At 59.4% G+C, this 15,397-nt stretch carries 12 protein-coding genes and 1 rRNA gene; 6 read left to right on the top strand and 7 right to left on the bottom strand.

Annotation, left to right across the window (positions count from 1 at the left end; translation table 11 throughout):
* Window positions 1-39 precede the first annotated feature (39 nt).
* The 5 genes from DET50_RS07075 to smrA all read right to left on the bottom strand — a co-directional run bounded on the left by DET50_RS07075 (window position 40) and on the right by smrA (window position 4,622).
* Window positions 40-1,008 (bottom strand): XdhC family protein, encoded by a 969-nt coding sequence (locus tag DET50_RS07075; RefSeq protein WP_258546073.1) that lies wholly within the window; start codon window positions 1,006-1,008, stop codon window positions 40-42.
* A 19-nt stretch (window positions 1,009-1,027) separates the two neighbouring features.
* Window positions 1,028-3,232: a xanthine dehydrogenase family protein molybdopterin-binding subunit gene (locus DET50_RS07070; RefSeq protein WP_113862176.1), complete on the bottom strand. Its 2,205-nt coding sequence runs from the start codon at window positions 3,230-3,232 to the stop codon at window positions 1,028-1,030.
* Between the two features lies 1 nt (window position 3,233).
* Entirely contained in the window at window positions 3,234-3,713 is a 480-nt protein-coding gene (locus DET50_RS07065) for a (2Fe-2S)-binding protein (protein WP_113862175.1), read from the bottom strand.
* 72 nt (window positions 3,714-3,785) lie between these two features.
* The gene (locus DET50_RS07060; protein ID WP_113862348.1) at window positions 3,786-3,977 is read right to left on the bottom strand and encodes a hypothetical protein; all 192 of its coding nucleotides are present in this window, start codon (window positions 3,975-3,977) and stop codon (window positions 3,786-3,788) included.
* A 63-nt stretch (window positions 3,978-4,040) separates the two neighbouring features.
* Entirely contained in the window at window positions 4,041-4,622 is a 582-nt protein-coding gene (gene smrA, locus DET50_RS07055) for a DNA endonuclease SmrA (RefSeq protein WP_113862174.1), read from the bottom strand.
* A 169-nt stretch (window positions 4,623-4,791) separates the two neighbouring features.
* On the opposite strand from smrA, the gene DET50_RS07050 reads away from it, so the two are divergent.
* The 6 genes from DET50_RS07050 to DET50_RS07025 all read left to right on the top strand — a co-directional run bounded on the left by DET50_RS07050 (window position 4,792) and on the right by DET50_RS07025 (window position 13,843).
* Entirely contained in the window at window positions 4,792-6,705 is a 1,914-nt protein-coding gene (locus DET50_RS07050; protein ID WP_113862173.1) for a putative nucleotidyltransferase substrate binding domain-containing protein, read from the top strand.
* A gap of 12 nt (window positions 6,706-6,717) precedes the next feature.
* Window positions 6,718-7,425 (top strand): 3'-5' exonuclease, encoded by a 708-nt coding sequence (locus tag DET50_RS07045; RefSeq protein ID WP_113862172.1) that lies wholly within the window; start codon window positions 6,718-6,720, stop codon window positions 7,423-7,425.
* A 210-nt stretch (window positions 7,426-7,635) separates the two neighbouring features.
* Window positions 7,636-7,899 carry a DUF4212 domain-containing protein gene (locus DET50_RS07040; RefSeq protein ID WP_113862171.1) on the top strand — a complete coding sequence of 88 codons (264 nt, stop codon included), beginning with the start codon at window positions 7,636-7,638 and terminating at the stop codon, window positions 7,897-7,899.
* 6 nt (window positions 7,900-7,905) lie between these two features.
* Complete coding sequence (locus DET50_RS07035) at window positions 7,906-9,672, top strand: sodium:solute symporter family protein (protein ID WP_113862170.1); 1,767 nt, start codon at window positions 7,906-7,908, stop codon at window positions 9,670-9,672.
* Between the two features lie 97 nt (window positions 9,673-9,769).
* Entirely contained in the window at window positions 9,770-10,276 is a 507-nt protein-coding gene (locus tag DET50_RS07030) for a hypothetical protein (RefSeq protein ID WP_113862169.1), read from the top strand.
* 51 nt (window positions 10,277-10,327) lie between these two features.
* Entirely contained in the window at window positions 10,328-13,843 is a 3,516-nt protein-coding gene (locus tag DET50_RS07025; RefSeq protein ID WP_113862168.1) for a hybrid sensor histidine kinase/response regulator, read from the top strand.
* A 102-nt stretch (window positions 13,844-13,945) separates the two neighbouring features.
* On the opposite strand, the gene DET50_RS07020 is transcribed toward DET50_RS07025, so the two are convergent.
* Both DET50_RS07020 and rrf read right to left on the bottom strand, forming a co-directional pair.
* Window positions 13,946-14,845 carry a cation diffusion facilitator family transporter gene (locus tag DET50_RS07020; protein ID WP_113862167.1) on the bottom strand — a complete coding sequence of 300 codons (900 nt, stop codon included), beginning with the start codon at window positions 14,843-14,845 and terminating at the stop codon, window positions 13,946-13,948.
* Window positions 14,846-15,308: 463 nt separating this feature from the next.
* Window positions 15,309-15,397: ribosomal RNA gene (gene rrf, locus DET50_RS07015) — 5S ribosomal RNA — on the bottom strand; the annotation flags it as partial.

Genomic DNA, 15,397 nt, shown 5'->3' with positions numbered 1-15,397 from the left:
CCCCGCCGCCCGGAGATTATCAACCCTCATTTGCCGCCATTATAGGGATGCTTGGGCGGCTCGCAAATCATGTCGTGCAGCAATCAGATCCGCCACTATGGAAATGGCAATTTCCGCCGGCGTCTTGCTGGGAATGTTGACCCCGATTGGCGCCCTGAGCCGGGCGAGCGCCGACGCATCCAGCCCCAGGTCGGCGAGTCTCGACCGACGGGCCTCGGAAGTCTTGCGAGACCCCATGGCGCCGATATAGAACGCCTGCGACTGCAGTGCCGCCAGCAAACCCATGTCATCCACCCGGGGGTCATGGGCCAGGGCCAGAACCCCGCACCATTGATCACCATAATCTTCGGCGATGAGGTCGTCCGGCAGACGTCGACTCAGGGGGATATGCGGATACTGCCAGCCGTCCGCAAAGGTATCCCGGGGCTCACACAGGGTGACGGTAAATTCGGCAGCCGAGGCAAACTCCGCCACATGGCGTGCCACCTCGCCGGCACCAATCAGCAGTAGACGACACTCCGGCTGGAGAGTGTGCACCATGGTCTGTCCGTCGAAGGTCACCCCGTTGCGGACGCTGCCGTCTGCGCCTACAAGGCGCATACCGCCACCAACCACCACTTCCCGCATAACCGGTTGCCGTTCAGTGATTGCTCGCAACAGGCTATCGATATGGGACAAATCGTCCGACGGCACCAGCGGCTCCACCAGTAACCGGATCCGTCCGCCACAGGGTAACTGGAAACGGTCCCGGTCCCCGTCGGTGATGCCGTAATCAATCAGGATAGATTCGACGGACCCCTCGGCGGCGGTTCGCTGCAGCAGATCCTCTTCCAGGCAGCCGCCGGACACCGATCCACTCCAGCGACCCGTCTCCGACACTGCCAGCCACGAGCCCACCGGCCTGGGGGACGAACCCCAGGTTTCCACGATGGTGCACAACCAGACTCGCTCGCCGGCGGCCAGCCAGCGGCGGATACTTTCCATGACGGAGGCCTGGCCGGAAATCACGTGCGCGCTCCCGCCGCCATCAGGCATCCGCCTTCAGCGGCAAGGTGCGCTGGCGCTTGCCGGTCAGCGCAAACAGGGCATTACCCAGGGCCGGAATCACCGGGGGCACACCGGGCTCACCGACGCCGGTCGGTGTCTCGGTGCTGTCCACAATCTCCACCTCGACCTCCGGCCGCTCGTACTGCCGCAGCAGCGGGTAGTCGTGGAAGTTGGATTGCTGGACTTCGCCCTGCTCCAGGGTAATTTCCCCGTATAACGCTGCCGTCAGGCCGAACAGGATGCCGCCCTCGATCTGGTCAACCACGATGGCCGGGTTGACCACCTGGCCACAATCCACGGCTGCAGCGACCTTATACACCCGGATCGACCCATCCTCGAGGCCGGCTTCCACCACCTGGGCCACGTAGGTACCGAAGCTGCGCATCAGCGCAATGCCCCGGGCCCGCCCTTCGGGCACCGGCGTATCCCAGCCGCCCAGTCGGGCTGCCCGATCCAGTACCTCCCGATGTCGGGGCTCGTTCTCCAGCAGGCGGCGACGGAATCGGTAGGCGTCCTGGCCCGCCTCGTGGGCCAGTTCGTCCATGAAGGTCTCGACGGCAAAGCCGTTATGGGAATAGCCCACCGAGCGCCACCAGGTGATGGGAACCCCGGGATCGATGTGGGTATGACGGATATCGATATTGGCCACCTGGTAGGGATATTCGATCGCTCCCTCGATGGCGGAGATGTCTTTCGGGGTGGCAATGCCTTCGGCCCACACCCCGACCTTGCCGAGGGTGTCGTAGAGGAACTTGGGCGTCCACGGGAACTGCGCAGGCCCGGCGTTGCGGACATACCAGTTCAGAATCTGCGGCCCGACGATCTGGTGATCCCAGCCACTGAGCTCGCCATTGTTCAAGCCCGCCTTCATACGGTGCAACATCGCCGGTCGGTACAGATCGTGGCGGGTATCCTCTTCCCTGGACCAGATCACCTTCACCGGCTGGTCGATGCGGAATGCGACGGCGGCCGCTTCTTCTATGTAGTCCTGGGTCAGGCGCCGGCCGAAACCGCCGCCAAGGAAGGTAGTGTTGATGGTGACCTCGTCCGGGGCCAGATCGGTCACCCGGGCAGCGGCAATCCTGCCGAGATCCGGTGCCTGGGTCGGCGCCCAGATCTCCATGTGATCCTTGCGGTACCAGGCAGTGGCGTTCATGGGCTCCAGGGTGGCGTGTGCCAGGTAAGGCTGGCTGTATTCGGCCTCTACCACCGTGTCAGCATTTGCCAGAACGCTTTCGATATCGCCTTCGCTCCGCTCTGACTCGCCGGCATCCTCGTCTGCCGCCTTGCGATAGGTCTCGAACACCTCCGGCGCGGACAGTCCCAGCGCCCCGGAAAAGTCCCACTGGACCTTAAGAGCGTCCTGGGCCTTTCGGGCACGCCAGTACCTGTCGGCGACGATAGCCACGCCCCGGTCGATTTCCATGACCTCCAGAACCCCGGGCATGGCCCGGACCTCGTCGCCATTGAACGACTGGACCTTGCCACCGTAGCGGGGTGAGCGGGTGACCACTGCGTACGCCATATCCGGTAGGCTGACGTCAATGCCGTACACGGCTTTGCCGGTGGACTTGGCCCGGGCATCCAGCCGCCGGTTCTGTTTGCCGATGTATTTCCATTCGGCCGCCGGCTTGAGCGCGACGTCCCCGCGCAGAATCTCTTTGGAGGCCAGCTCTACCAGCTGGCCGTAGCGCATGGAGTCAATGCCATTGGGGTGGATGACCCGGCCATCACTGGCCGAACACTCAGCGGCATTGACCCGCCAGACACCTGCGGCCGCACGGACCAGCATCTCCCGGGCTTCCGCACCGGCGGTCCTCAGCGGCTCCCAACTGGTAGCCAGACTGGTGCTGCCCCCGGTGAGCTGCAGCTTGTACAACGGATTTTTGTACTCGTCTGCGACCGGGGCAAAGCGCGGCTTGATGGCCTCCGGGGCTACTTCCAGTTCCTCGGCAATCAGCGTGGTAAGGCCGGTGTAGGTGCCCTGACCCATCTCCACCCGTGCCAGGGTGAAATAGATCCGGTCATCCCTGGTAATCTCCAGCCATGCATCCGGACGCCATTCGCCGGTCCCCTCCTCGTAGCCCGTGGGAAGTCCGGCGCAGCCCGGCAAAGACAGGGAAAGCACCAGGCTACCGGAGGCACCGGCACCAACTTTCAGAAAATCCCTTCGATTCACCGCCATGTCATGCCTCCCCCTGCGCCGCTTTCTCACCGGCAACCACGGATTCCACGGCGGCGATGATGCGGCTGTAGGTGCCGCAGCGACACAGATTTCCGGTCATGGCCGCAACGATCTCGTCCCGGCCAGGCGAGGGATTGGTCGACAGCAAATGGGCGGCGCTCATGATCTGCCCGGACTGGCAATAACCGCACTGGGGCACCCCGTGGTCGATCCAAGCCTGCTGTAAGGCATGCAACCGGTCACCTCGCCCCAGCCCTTCAATGGTGATCACTTCACCCTCTGCGGCCATTTCCACGGGCGTGGAGCAGGAGCGCACCGGCTGCCCGTTCAGATGCACCGTACAGGCGCCACATAGCCCTGCTCCACATCCGAACTTGGTGCCCGGCAGGCCCAGCTCGTCCCGCAATACCCATAAAAGAGGCGTATCTGCCTCGATATCCAGTGAATGAGTCTGACCATTTACTGTCAGGCGCAATGCCATTCCCTCTCTCCTGTACGGGGGCCTGTTGCAGGCCCGCTTCTGTTATTAGGGGGCAGGTCGACACCAGGTCCTTTATTTGACGACATCCTCGCCGTCCTTGTTCACCCAGATCTTGCGCTCACCGGATTCCATCTGACCGTTGGAATTCCATACTTCGCGCCCCTCCGTGGCATCCTCGACCTTGCCGTTATCATTCCAGATCACGCGATCCTTGCAGCCAGCCAGAGCCAGCACTGAGAACACAATCACAATCAACTGCTTCACCACACTTACCTCCAGTACCGGTATTTCCGGTTTAGGGACAGGATGTTTTCGGGTTTGGAAGCCTCACCGGCTTCCATGGATTTCACGATTGCGCTGCTTGTCGCGGTCACTCTTCCGTACCATGACATACACCGCCCCGGTGCCACCATGGTGTTTTTGGGCCGAATGAAACGCCAGCACATCGTCAAGTTCGGGTAGCCACTTGGCGAGATAGCTTTTCAACTGGGCAATTCCGTCAGGGTTACGCTCCCCCTTGCCGTGAAGAATGATCACGGAGCGAAGGCCGTAACGGACACAATCACCGATGAACGGGAATACTTCCCTTCGGGCCTGCTCAACAGTCATCCGGTGCAGGTCAAGGCGAGCTTCAATGGGATACTGGCCCAGGCGCAGCTTGCGAAAGACGCCATGCTGGATGCCCGGCCGTTGCCAACTCAGAATGTCGTGAGCCGTCAACGGCTCCACCATATCCGAAGTCAGCGGATTGATGTCCTTCAAGGGCTTTTCCACGGCCGCGCGCTGACGTTCCAGATGGCCCGGAGTCAGCTCCCTGGGCGTGGAGACTTCCGCCCGGTTCGGTTTGCGGATGCGCCTGACGTCCTTCATTTCTTCCAGGAAGGCCAGGCGCTCATCTTTACTGGTCATGGATCGGTTTGTATCTGGATTGATTGATATCAGAACTTTACCACCGCCCCGGTATACCATAAAGAAAGCAACCACCCACACTGCCGCCTGCGACCAAAATCGTAGGGCCCGATCCCGTGCCCTGCACTACACTCAGGCGGACAATAATAACGAGCGAACGGATCCGGACATGGCCTCGAATCAGGACAGTAACCGCCCCCAGAACACCCGCGCCATCATGAGCTTCCTGCGGGAACATGCCCCTTTCTCCAGCATGGACGATGCCCATCTGGCCCACTTTGCCGAGCATGCGACCCTGCGGTTCTTTGCCGATGGCGATGAGGTGCTCTCACCGGATGACGGTGTCGTCAAACGATTTTACGTGGTCAAACAGGGACGGATCCGTGGCGAACGCCACAATGAGAAAGAAGATCGTACCGAGACCACCTTTGAAATCAGCCGGGGCGAGTGTTTCCCATTGGCCGCGATCATTGGCGAACGCCCCACCCGCACCCTGCACCGGGCTGACGGCGACACCTTCTGCCTGAGCATCGAGCAGGATGCCTTCATTACCCTGTTTTCCGAAAGCGACCCGTTCCGGGACTTCTGCCTCAGGGGCGTCAGCAGCCTGCTTGATCAGGTGAACCAGCGTATCCAGTCCAACGCCATGGCGTCTATGGGTTCCAGCAACAGCCTGGACACTCCGCTGGAACGCTATGCCCTGCGCAATCCCATCGTCTGCTCTCCGGATCTGCCGGTGCGCAAGGCGGTGGCGCGCATGCACGAGAACAACGTCGGCAGCATCATAATTACCGACGACAACCGGCACCCGATTGGCATTTTCACCCTGCGGGATCTGCGCACCATGATCGCCGAGGAGAAAGGGCCACTGGACACCCCCGTCCGCCAGGTAATGACGCCGGACCCCTGCCGTCTGCCCGCCGACGCAGACGCCTTTGAAGCTGCCATGCTGATGGCCGAGCACCATTTCGCCCATTTGTGTGTGGTTGACGATGAGCAACGCCTGATTGGCGTGGTCTCCGAGCGCGACCTGTTCGCCCTGCAGCGGGTGGATCTGGTCAACCTGGCCCGGACCATTGGTACCGCCACCCATCTGCGCACCCTGGTGAGTTTGCGCAGCGATGTGTCGCGCCTGGTGGACGCCATGCTGGCCCACGGCGCCGATTCCGGTCAGGTGGTCAAGATCATCACCACTCTCAATGACGTGACCGTGCGCCGCGTACTGGAACTGAACCTGAAGAAAAACGACCCGGGCATTCCCTTCACCTGGCTGACTTTCGGTTCCGAGGGCCGGCAGGAACAGACCCTGCTCACCGACCAGGACAACGGCATCCTGTTCCGGACACCGGAAGGAATGACCGAGGAACAGGTCCGGGAGAAGCTGCTGCCTTTCGCCCAGACCATCAACAAGGAGCTGGCCGAGTGCGGTTTCACCCTGTGCAAGGGCAACATCATGGCCAGCAACCCGAAACTCTGCCTGAGCGACCGGGAATGGGACGACTGGTTCATCCGTTTTATCGACGCTTCCACCCCCCAGAACCTGGTGTACTCATCAATCTTCCTGGACATGCGGGCGGTGTTCGGCCCGACCGAACCCTTGCATGAACTCCTGGAAAAGGTCCTGGCGCGAATCCGCAAAAACGCCCTGTTCCAGAAGATGCTGGCCGGCAACGCACTGCAGCGCAAACCGCCGCTGACGATGTTCCGCAACTTCCGTTACCTGAACGAGGAGAAGAAACACGCCCTGGACCTCAAACGTCAGGGCCTGGCGCCGTTTGTGGAAGCGGTACGCGTATTCGCCCTGGCCAACGGCGTGGAAACCGCCAACACGCTGGAACGGATGGAAGAGCTGGCCAAAAGAGGAGTCTTCGACCCCAAGGATGCCAATGCCTGGAAAGAAGCCTACAGCCTTATCCAGGCGATTCGCATGCGCGCTCACCAGGAAATGCTGGATCGTGGTGAGGAGCTGACTAACTACATTGATCCGGATGACCTGAACCCGCTGGACCGGCGGATCCTGCGCGAATCCTTCCGCCAGGCCCAGCGACTCCAGCAGAAGCTGGAAGTCACCTATCAACTCTGAGAGCCGGACAGGATGCTGGACTACATCAAACAATGGCTGGAACGGCGTCGGGCCGGCCAGATCGGAGCGCACGAACAGGACAACCTCCCGGCACCCAAAAGTGCGGGCGACCAGCTGTTATCTGACAGCCGACTGATCGTGCTCGACCTTGAAACCACCGGCCTCAACGCTGCCAAGGACGAGGTGATCGCTATTGGCGCAGTGGCCATCAGTGGCGGCGTGATCCACCTGGAAGACCAGTTCGACCTGATTCTCAGGCGACCCGAACTGGATATCAGCGAAACGGTACTGATCCATGGCATCGGGCCGGAAGCCCTGACCCAGGGCCACGAAACCGAGGATGCCCTGCTGTACCTGCTCGACTGGATGAACGGCGACCCGGTACTCGCCTACCATTCTGCTTTCGACCAGAAATTCCTGGAAAAGACACTCAGGGTGGAGCTGGGCTACACCCAGCAGCATCTGTGGATCGATGTGGCCGACCTGTTACCGGCATTTTTCCCCGACGCCAAAACCGGCGGCAAGCGCCTGGACAACTGGGCCGATTTCTTCGGGCTCGAAGTCAGCGAACGCCATCACGCGGCAGCCGATGCGCTTGCTACGGCCGAACTCACCCTGGTGGCTCTGAACAAAGCCGGGAAAGAAGATGTAAAAACCCTGAAAGAATTGAATGACAAGCTTCGATACCATCGGAGATTACAAAACATGCACCGCTTTTGAGGGAGGGCAAAACCGCTTCACAAAATTGACCGATCCCAAGGCAAATTACTGAGAATTAGACCTTTTGCCAATATCTATATGTTGGTTGACCAGTAAAGTCATTAGGGACAACAGTCGGAGAAGTACTTATATGAATAATAAATTCTCTAACCGAAATACCTCACCAAAAATCCATCCAACCTCCACAACAACAACACAGGAGTGAATCCTATGTCAGGTCATAGCTACGACGCTGAAAACTACTGGAAGGCGAACCTACGCCTGATATTCGGGAGCCTGATTGTCTGGGCCCTGGTATCTTATGGCTGCGCCATCCTGCTTCGTCCGATGCTGGCGGGCATTCCCGTTGGCGGAACCGACCTGGGCTTCTGGTTCGCCCAGCAGGGCTCCATCCTTACCTTTATCGCTCTGATCTTCCACTACGCGTGGCGCATGAACAAGATCGACGAAAAATTCGGCGTACACGAGGAGTAAGGACGAATGAGCCAATTTGCAATCAACATCATTTTCGTAGGGGGCTCCTTCCTCCTCTATATCCTGATTGCTATCTGGGCGAAAGCCGGTAGCACCAAGGACTTCTACGTTGCCGGCGGCGGCGTTCACCCGGTCACCAACGGTATGGCGATCGGTGCAGACTGGATGTCAGCGGCATCCTTTATCTCTATGGCGGGTCTGATTGCCGCCGGTGGTTACGCCAACTCCACCTTCCTCATGGGCTGGACCGGCGGTTACGTACTTCTGGCCATGCTTCTGGCTCCGTACCTGCGGAAGTTCGGCAAGTTCACCGTGCCGGAGTTCATCGGCGACCGTTTCTACAGCAAGAACGCCCGTCTGGTGGCGGTTATCTGCCTGATCGTGGCTTCTGTGACCTACGTAATCGGTCAGATGGCCGGTGCCGGTGTTGCCTTCTCCCGCTTCCTGGAAGTTGACGCGACCCTGGGTCTGATCATCGCCGCGGTTGTGGTATTCATGTACGCCGTTATGGGTGGCATGAAGGGCATCACCTACACCCAGGTTGCCCAGTACTGCGTACTGATCATCGCCTATACCATCCCGGCGGTGTTCATCTCCCTGCAGCTGACCGGCAACGCGCTGCCGCCGCTGGGTCTGTTCTCGACCCACACTGACTCCGGCCTGCCGATTCTGGAGAAACTGAACCAGGTCATCACCGACCTCGGCTTCAACTCCTACACTGCCGACATCGACAACAAGCTGAACATGGTTCTGTTCACCCTGTCCCTGATGATCGGTACTGCTGGTCTGCCGCACGTTATCATCCGGTTCTTCACCGTACCCAAGGTTGCTGACGCGCGCTGGTCAGCCGGCTGGGCCCTGGTCTTCATCGCCCTGCTGTACCTGACTGCTCCGGCCGTTGCTTCCATGGCTCGTCTGAACCTGATGACCACCATCTACCCGGATGGCACTGACGCGGCTCCGATCCTGTACGAAGAGCGTCCGAACTGGGTCAAGGAGTGGGAAGTTACCGGTCTTATCCAGTTCGAGGACAAGAACAACGACGGCCGTATCCAGCACTACAATGCCAGCGAGTCCTTCCAGTCGGAAGCAGAAGCGCGTGGCTGGGCTGGCAACGAGCTGACCGTTAACCGGGACATCCTGGTACTGGCCAACCCGGAAATCGCCAACCTGCCTGGCTGGGTAATCGGTCTGATTGCCGCCGGTGGTCTGGCAGCGGCACTGTCCACAGCGGCGGGTCTGTTGCTGGCGATATCCTCCGCGGTGAGTCACGACCTGATCAAGGGTTCCATTAACCCGAACATCACAGAGAAAGGCGAACTGCTGGCAGCCCGGATCTCCATGGCTGTGGCAATCGTGGTGGCCACCTGGCTTGGTGCCAACCCACCGGGCTTCGCGGCACAGGTAGTAGCTCTGGCGTTCGGTATCGCCGCAGCCTCCCTGTTCCCGGCGCTGATGATGGGTATCTTCTCCAAGCGTGTAAACAACGTTGGCGCGATCTCTGGCATGCTGTGCGGTCTGGCCTTCACCCTGGTATACATCTTCGTGTACAAGGGCTGGCTGTTCATCCCGGGCACCAACAACCTGCCGGATACCCCTGAGAACTGGGTACTGGGCATCTCCCCGCTGTCCATCGGTGCGGTTGGTGCAATCGTCAACTTTGCGGTAGCCTTCGTTGTATCCAACGCAACTGAAGAACCGCCCGTTGAGATTCAGGAGCTGGTTGAAAGCGTCCGTTACCCGCGCGGTGCCGGTCAGGCTCAAGACCACTAAGCAACAACTCAACCTGATTCATTCGAAGAATTGACAGGTTGAACCTGGACGGGCTTCCTCATCGAGGGAGCCCGTTCTTTTTTGAGGAAGTAGATTTATGTTCTGGACCTTTATCGCCACAGTCTTTTGCGGCCTCGGCGCGGCCGGTATTGCCCTGGGTATTCGCGCCCTAACCCGCAACAAGGCTCCCCGCTGGCTCATCCCGGTATTTGCCGGCGCCGGCATGCTCGGCTATCTCATCTATGGCGAGTACACCTGGTACGACCACAAGCAGACCCTGCTGCCTGAAGAGGCGGTGGTTGTCGGCACCGAAAGCGACGGCATTCTCTGGCGCCCGTGGACGTTCGTCTTCCCCTACGTCACCGCATTCTCGACCGTGGATGTGGAAAGCATCAGCCGCGATACCGACAATCCAGACATCGTGCGCTTTACCCTGTACCGTTTCGAGCAAAAGATGACCGATGCAGTCTCCCATCGGGTGCACATCATCAACTGCGAAAGCCGTGAGCTGGTTCCGCTGGGCGCTGACGGAAAGCCCCGGGTGGATAATATGAAAGTCCTCGAATCCGGTGACCCGCTGTTTCAGACCGTCTGCGACAACTGACCGGAGGTCCGAAACCTAGACTCCAAGCTGTTTTAACGAGAAGAGCGTTTCATGATTAGCGCCTGGCTACTGGTATTAATCTCGATTACCTACATTTCCATCCTGTTTGTCATCGCCTGGGCCGGTGACAAGCATCCGGGACTGTACCGGAAACGCCTGGCGCGAACGCACATCTACGCCCTTTCCCTCGCCGTCTACTTCACCTCCTGGACCTTCTACGGTGCCGTCGGCCGTGCCACCCAGGAGGGGCTGGGTTTCCTGCCGATCTATCTCGGCCCCCTGCTGGTGTTCATCTTCGGAGCTCCATTGCTCCGGCGCATCATTTACATCAGTAAACGCAACAACAGTACCTCGATCGCCGACTTCATTGCCTCCCGGTACGGCAAATCCCAGCTTCTGGCGGCGATGATCGCCACCTTTGCGCTAATCGGCAGCGTGCCGTATATCGCCCTGCAGCTGAAAGCAATCGCCATGGGCTTCAACGTGCTCTCCGAAAGCGGCACCGGCTACCGGGAGCTCAGCTCCGCCGCCTGGAACGACTCGGCCTGGTACATCACTCTGGCCCTGGCAGTGTTCACCGTGCTATTTGGTACGCGGCATCTGGAATCCACCGAGCACCATCGGGGCATGATCCAGGCGGTCGCTTTCGAATCCCTGATCAAACTGATCGCCTTTGTTGCCGTCGGTTTGTTCGTCGGTTTTGGCCTGTACAACGGGTTCGGCGACCTGTTTGACCAGGTCCGGGCGGCGGATCTTGCCGGTGCCCTGACCACGGACGGACTGGAGGCGCCGGCCTTCATTACCCAGACCCTGGTAGCAATGCTGGCGATCATCTGTCTGCCCCGGCAATTCCACGTGATGGTGGTGGAAAATACCGATCACCGGGACTTTGAAGTGGCACGCTGGGCGATGCCGATCTACCTGGTCGTTGCCAGTGCTTTCGTCCTGCCCATCGCCGCCGCCGGCCTGCTGTCACCAGACCCGATCATGGGTAACCCGGACATCCTCATCCTCCAGTTGCCCATCTTTGCCGGCGAAGAGTGGCTGGCGATACTGGTGTTCCTCGGCGGTGGTTCAGCGGCGGCGGCGATGGTGATTGTCTGCTCGGTCGCCATCGCCACCATGGTCAGTAACGAGATCATCATGCCGGCGCTGCTGAAGTTCTTCCGCCCCGGCATGAATCGGCGCACGGACCTCAGCTATCTGCTGCTCAGCATTCGCCGGGTCGCCATCTTCGTGGTTCTGCTGACCGCCTACGGCTTTTACCGGATGGCCGGCGAAGACTACAGCCTGACTGCCTTCGGCTTGCTGTCCTTCGCTGCAGCGGCCCAGTTCGGCCCGGCACTGGTAGGCGGCATTATCTGGCGCCGGGGCAATTACATGGGGGCTGTATGGGGCCTGGCCCTGGGCTTCCTGATGTGGTGCTATACCCTGCTGCTCCCGGCCCTGGCGACCACAGGCTGGATTGCGGACAGCCTCATCAACCATGGTCTCTGGGGTCTGGGCTGGACCCGTCCCACGGCCCTGTTCGGCTCTGACCTTGACCAGACCAGCCATGGCATCATCTGGAGTCTCGGGATCAACACCGTGACCTATATCGTTCTGTCCATGCTGACCCGTCAGCGTGTGCGCGAGAAGATCCAGATCGCCTCGTTCTTTCATGATCCCCAGCCAAAGGCGGAGACAGCCCACCACCAGAGCTGGCAGGGGGAGATCCTGATCTCCGACCTGCAGGCGCTGACCGACCGTTTCATGGGCGAGGAGCGCTCCGAGACCATCTTCCGGAACTACGAACGGCGTAACGCGATTCGTCTGCATCCACACCGGCCCGCCTCCACGCACTTGATGAAATACATCGAGCGGCAACTGGCTTCGGTCATTGGTGCTTCCACCGCCCGTGTGGTGCTGGAATCCACCCTCACCGGCCGGGACATGCAGATCGAGGATGTGGTCAGTATTGTCGATGAAGCGTCCCAGGCGATGACCTTCAGCCGGGAGCTCCTGCAATCGGCCATCGAGAACATAAGTCTCGGGGTCTCGGTGGTAAATCACCAGCAGCAACTGGTGGTCTGGAATCACCGCTACCTTGAGCTGTTCAATTACCCCAAAGGCTTCGTTCGGGTAGGCCGACCGGTGGAAGATTTGATGCGTTACAACCTCACCAACGCCAATCATTCCGCCCGACGTATCGATGAGATCATTGCCGACCGCTGCAACAGCATGCGCGAGGGCAAGCCGATGTCCTACGAACGCCAACGCCCCGATGGAACGGTGCTCCGGATCGACGGCAGCCCCATCCCCGGTGGCGGCTACGTGACAACCTTCCAGGACATCACTGCAATGCGCCGGACCGAACAGGCGCTGAAAGAGACCAACATCTACCTGGAACAACGGGTCAAGGAACGCACCCAGGAGTTGCAGGTCATCAACGAGCAGATGCTCAAAGCCAAATCCGTGGCCGAGCAGGCCAACCAGAGCAAGACCCGGTTCCTGGCCTCCGCGAGCCACGACCTGCTGCAACCATTGAATGCCGCCCGACTCTTTACCTCTGCTGTTGCCGGCAAGGCCAATGATGAAGAAACCAGGGAACTGGTAGAGCATATCGACAGCTCCCTGGGCGCTGCCGAAGAAATCATCAGTACTCTGCTTGATATCTCAAAGCTCGACGCCGGGGCCCTGGAGCCGGATATCGGAGTTTTCCCGGTCAATGAGCTGTTACGGCACCTGGCGACCGACTTCACCGCAATTGCCAAGGAACAGGGCCTGGAACTCCACGTGGTGCCCAGTACCGCCTGGGTCAGATCGGATTCAAAACTGCTGCGCCGGGTGGTGCAAAACTTCCTGTCAAATGCTATCCGCTATACACCAAGTGGCAAGATACTCATGGGGTGCCGGCGCCTGAAGGGCTATATCCGGATCGAAGTCTGGGATACCGGTCCCGGCATTCCTGAAGACCAGCTGGCCCATATCTTCGAGGAGTTCCGCCGGTTCCAGCACGGGCGGGACAAGAAGGGCCTTGGCCTGGGACTGGCAATTGTCGACCGGATCAGTGGCATGCTCAACCACCCGGTAAGCGTCCATTCCATCCAGGGGCGCGGCAGCGTGTTCGGAATCACGGTGCCTTCGGCCGCTCCCGAGCAGACCGAAACAAGCAGCAAGCCTGCGTCCAGTCCAAGGCGGGTTTCAAGCCTGGGGGGGCTCCAGGTACTGTGCATCGACAATGATCCGGCAATCCTGCAGGGCATGGCCGCCCTTCTGGGCAACTGGCAGTGTGACGTAACTTCGGCGGAAAGCCTTGAGGATGCGCTGGAGAAGCTCGATGGCCAGCAGCCGGATATCATTCTTGCCGATTACCAGCTGGATGATAACCGCAACGGTCTGGATGCAATGGATAGCCTGAGAGCGGCTATAAGCGAGGCCATTCCCGGGATACTGATTACCGGGTATATGGCGCCTGAAGTGCGGGAGGATGCCATCGAGAGGGGTTACCAGATCCTCTACAAACCGGTGAAGCCTGCTGCATTGAGGGCGATGGTTAACAAGCAGTTGAAACAGAAGCGAGGGTGATTGGCTACGCCCCTCTCAGCTTGTTTCTACCATGAATAATGGTGGCGTTCGATCGCTTCTTGCATGAGGTGCCTGGCCTTGTTGATTTAACGGTTCCAGCGTTCAGCAATGGGACGTATCTGGGCACTGCCCCTCAGCCCGCTCCCACTGAATGGTCGCATGCTGGATACCAAAGTGCTGGTTCAGCATTTCAGCGGCATCACTGATTACCTGGTCGTCATTCTCAGGGTCTGGTTTCACCAGATGAACAGTGAGCGCGTTTTCGGTGGTACTCAGGGCCCAGATGTGGAGGTGATGGGCCGATTTTACTCCCGGCAAACCTTCAAGGCGCTCACGAACAGCCGAAGGATCAATCCCTTTGGGAACAGCATCTACCGCCAGGTTTATGGAGTCCTTCAGTAACTGCCAGGTGCCCACAAAGATCACAACGGCAATAACGAGACTCACGATCGGATCAATCCAGGTCATGTTGGTGAACATCAGTATCGTGCCGGAGATCACGACGCCTACCGACACTGCGGTATCAGCGGCCATGTGCAAAAAAGCGCCCCGGATATTGATGTCTCCTTTCTGCCCCTTGAGAAAAAGCATCATGGTGGCACCGTTGATCAATACGCCAATACCAGCCACGATTACTATGGTCAGCCCGGCGACATCGGCAGAATCTGTCAGGCGCTGAATGGCCTCCCAGGTGATACCACCGACAGCCGCGATCAGAATCAGAGCATTAAACAGGGCCGCCAGAATGGTGGTTTTCTTCAGGCCATAGGTTTTGGAGTAGGTTGCCGCTTTACTGGCCAGCCAGCTGGCTGCCCAGGCCATGATTAACCCCATTACATCGCTGAGGTTGTGGCCGGCATCGGCAAGCAGTGCCAGAGAGCCGGATATGACCCCGTACACCGCTTCGATGACGACAAACAGGATGTTGAGAAACACAGCGATCGCAAAGGAGCGGTTATGGGTGTCGAAATGATGGCTATGGTCGTGACCGTGATCGTGCATTCTTGCCTCTATCAATGATCATCAACGATGTTGGCGCAGTTATGAACCCTGTAGCAACTACAGGGTCAAGTGGCTGCAGTTGACCTACTTTGCTCGGGCCTGCCGGCCTTCGGCCCTACGGGCCCATCGTCGCGTTGCTCCGACGTCCTGCGCTCGCCTTTGACTCGCTTGTCACACGGGAATATGGGAATAGTATTCGGGCAGGCAGTGCTTCGCACTGCAGACAATAAAAAACCCCAACACCTTGCGGTGCTGGGGTTTTGGTATTAGGAGCCTGACGATGACCTACATTGCTCAGGCCGTTGGCCTTCGGCCCTTCGGGCCCGCCGTCGCTGCGCTCCCGCGTCCTGCGGCGTGCGAAGCACGCCTTGTCACATGGGGGCTGTTGTAGTGCACAGCAGGGCCTCGATCCAAAATAAAAAAGCCCCGGCAGCAATAGCTGTCGGGGCTGTTTTATTTAGGAGCCTGACGATGACCTACTCTCACATGGGCAACGCCACACTACCATCGGCGCAGGTCTGTTTCACTTCTGAGTTCGGGATGGGATCAGGT

This window comes from Marinobacter pelagius (assembly GCF_003315345.1).
Taxonomy (GTDB): Bacteria; Pseudomonadota; Gammaproteobacteria; order Pseudomonadales; family Oleiphilaceae; genus Marinobacter; species Marinobacter pelagius_A.
Note: the sequence above shows the minus strand (reverse complement) of the source record. Positions and strands in the feature narration are given on the sequence as shown.

What these genes read in the sequence shown, in the direction of transcription:
- DET50_RS07050 (WP_113862173.1), top strand. Translation starts at nt 4,792, where the DNA reads ATGGCCTCGAATCAGGACAGTAACCGCCCCCAGAACACCCGCGCCATC.
- DET50_RS07065 (WP_113862175.1), bottom strand. Translation starts at nt 3,713, where the DNA reads ATGGCATTGCGCCTGACAGTAAATGGTCAGACTCATTCACTGGATATC.
- DET50_RS07030 (WP_113862169.1), top strand. Translation starts at nt 9,770, where the DNA reads ATGTTCTGGACCTTTATCGCCACAGTCTTTTGCGGCCTCGGCGCGGCC.
- DET50_RS07020 (WP_113862167.1), bottom strand. Translation starts at nt 14,845, where the DNA reads ATGCACGATCACGGTCACGACCATAGCCATCATTTCGACACCCATAAC.
- DET50_RS07045 (WP_113862172.1), top strand. Translation starts at nt 6,718, where the DNA reads ATGCTGGACTACATCAAACAATGGCTGGAACGGCGTCGGGCCGGCCAG.
- DET50_RS07025 (WP_113862168.1), top strand. Translation starts at nt 10,328, where the DNA reads ATGATTAGCGCCTGGCTACTGGTATTAATCTCGATTACCTACATTTCC.
- smrA (WP_113862174.1), bottom strand. Translation starts at nt 4,622, where the DNA reads ATGACCAGTAAAGATGAGCGCCTGGCCTTCCTGGAAGAAATGAAGGAC.
- DET50_RS07070 (WP_113862176.1), bottom strand. Translation starts at nt 3,232, where the DNA reads ATGGCGGTGAATCGAAGGGATTTTCTGAAAGTTGGTGCCGGTGCCTCC.
- DET50_RS07035 (WP_113862170.1), top strand. Translation starts at nt 7,906, where the DNA reads ATGAGCCAATTTGCAATCAACATCATTTTCGTAGGGGGCTCCTTCCTC.
- DET50_RS07040 (WP_113862171.1), top strand. Translation starts at nt 7,636, where the DNA reads ATGTCAGGTCATAGCTACGACGCTGAAAACTACTGGAAGGCGAACCTA.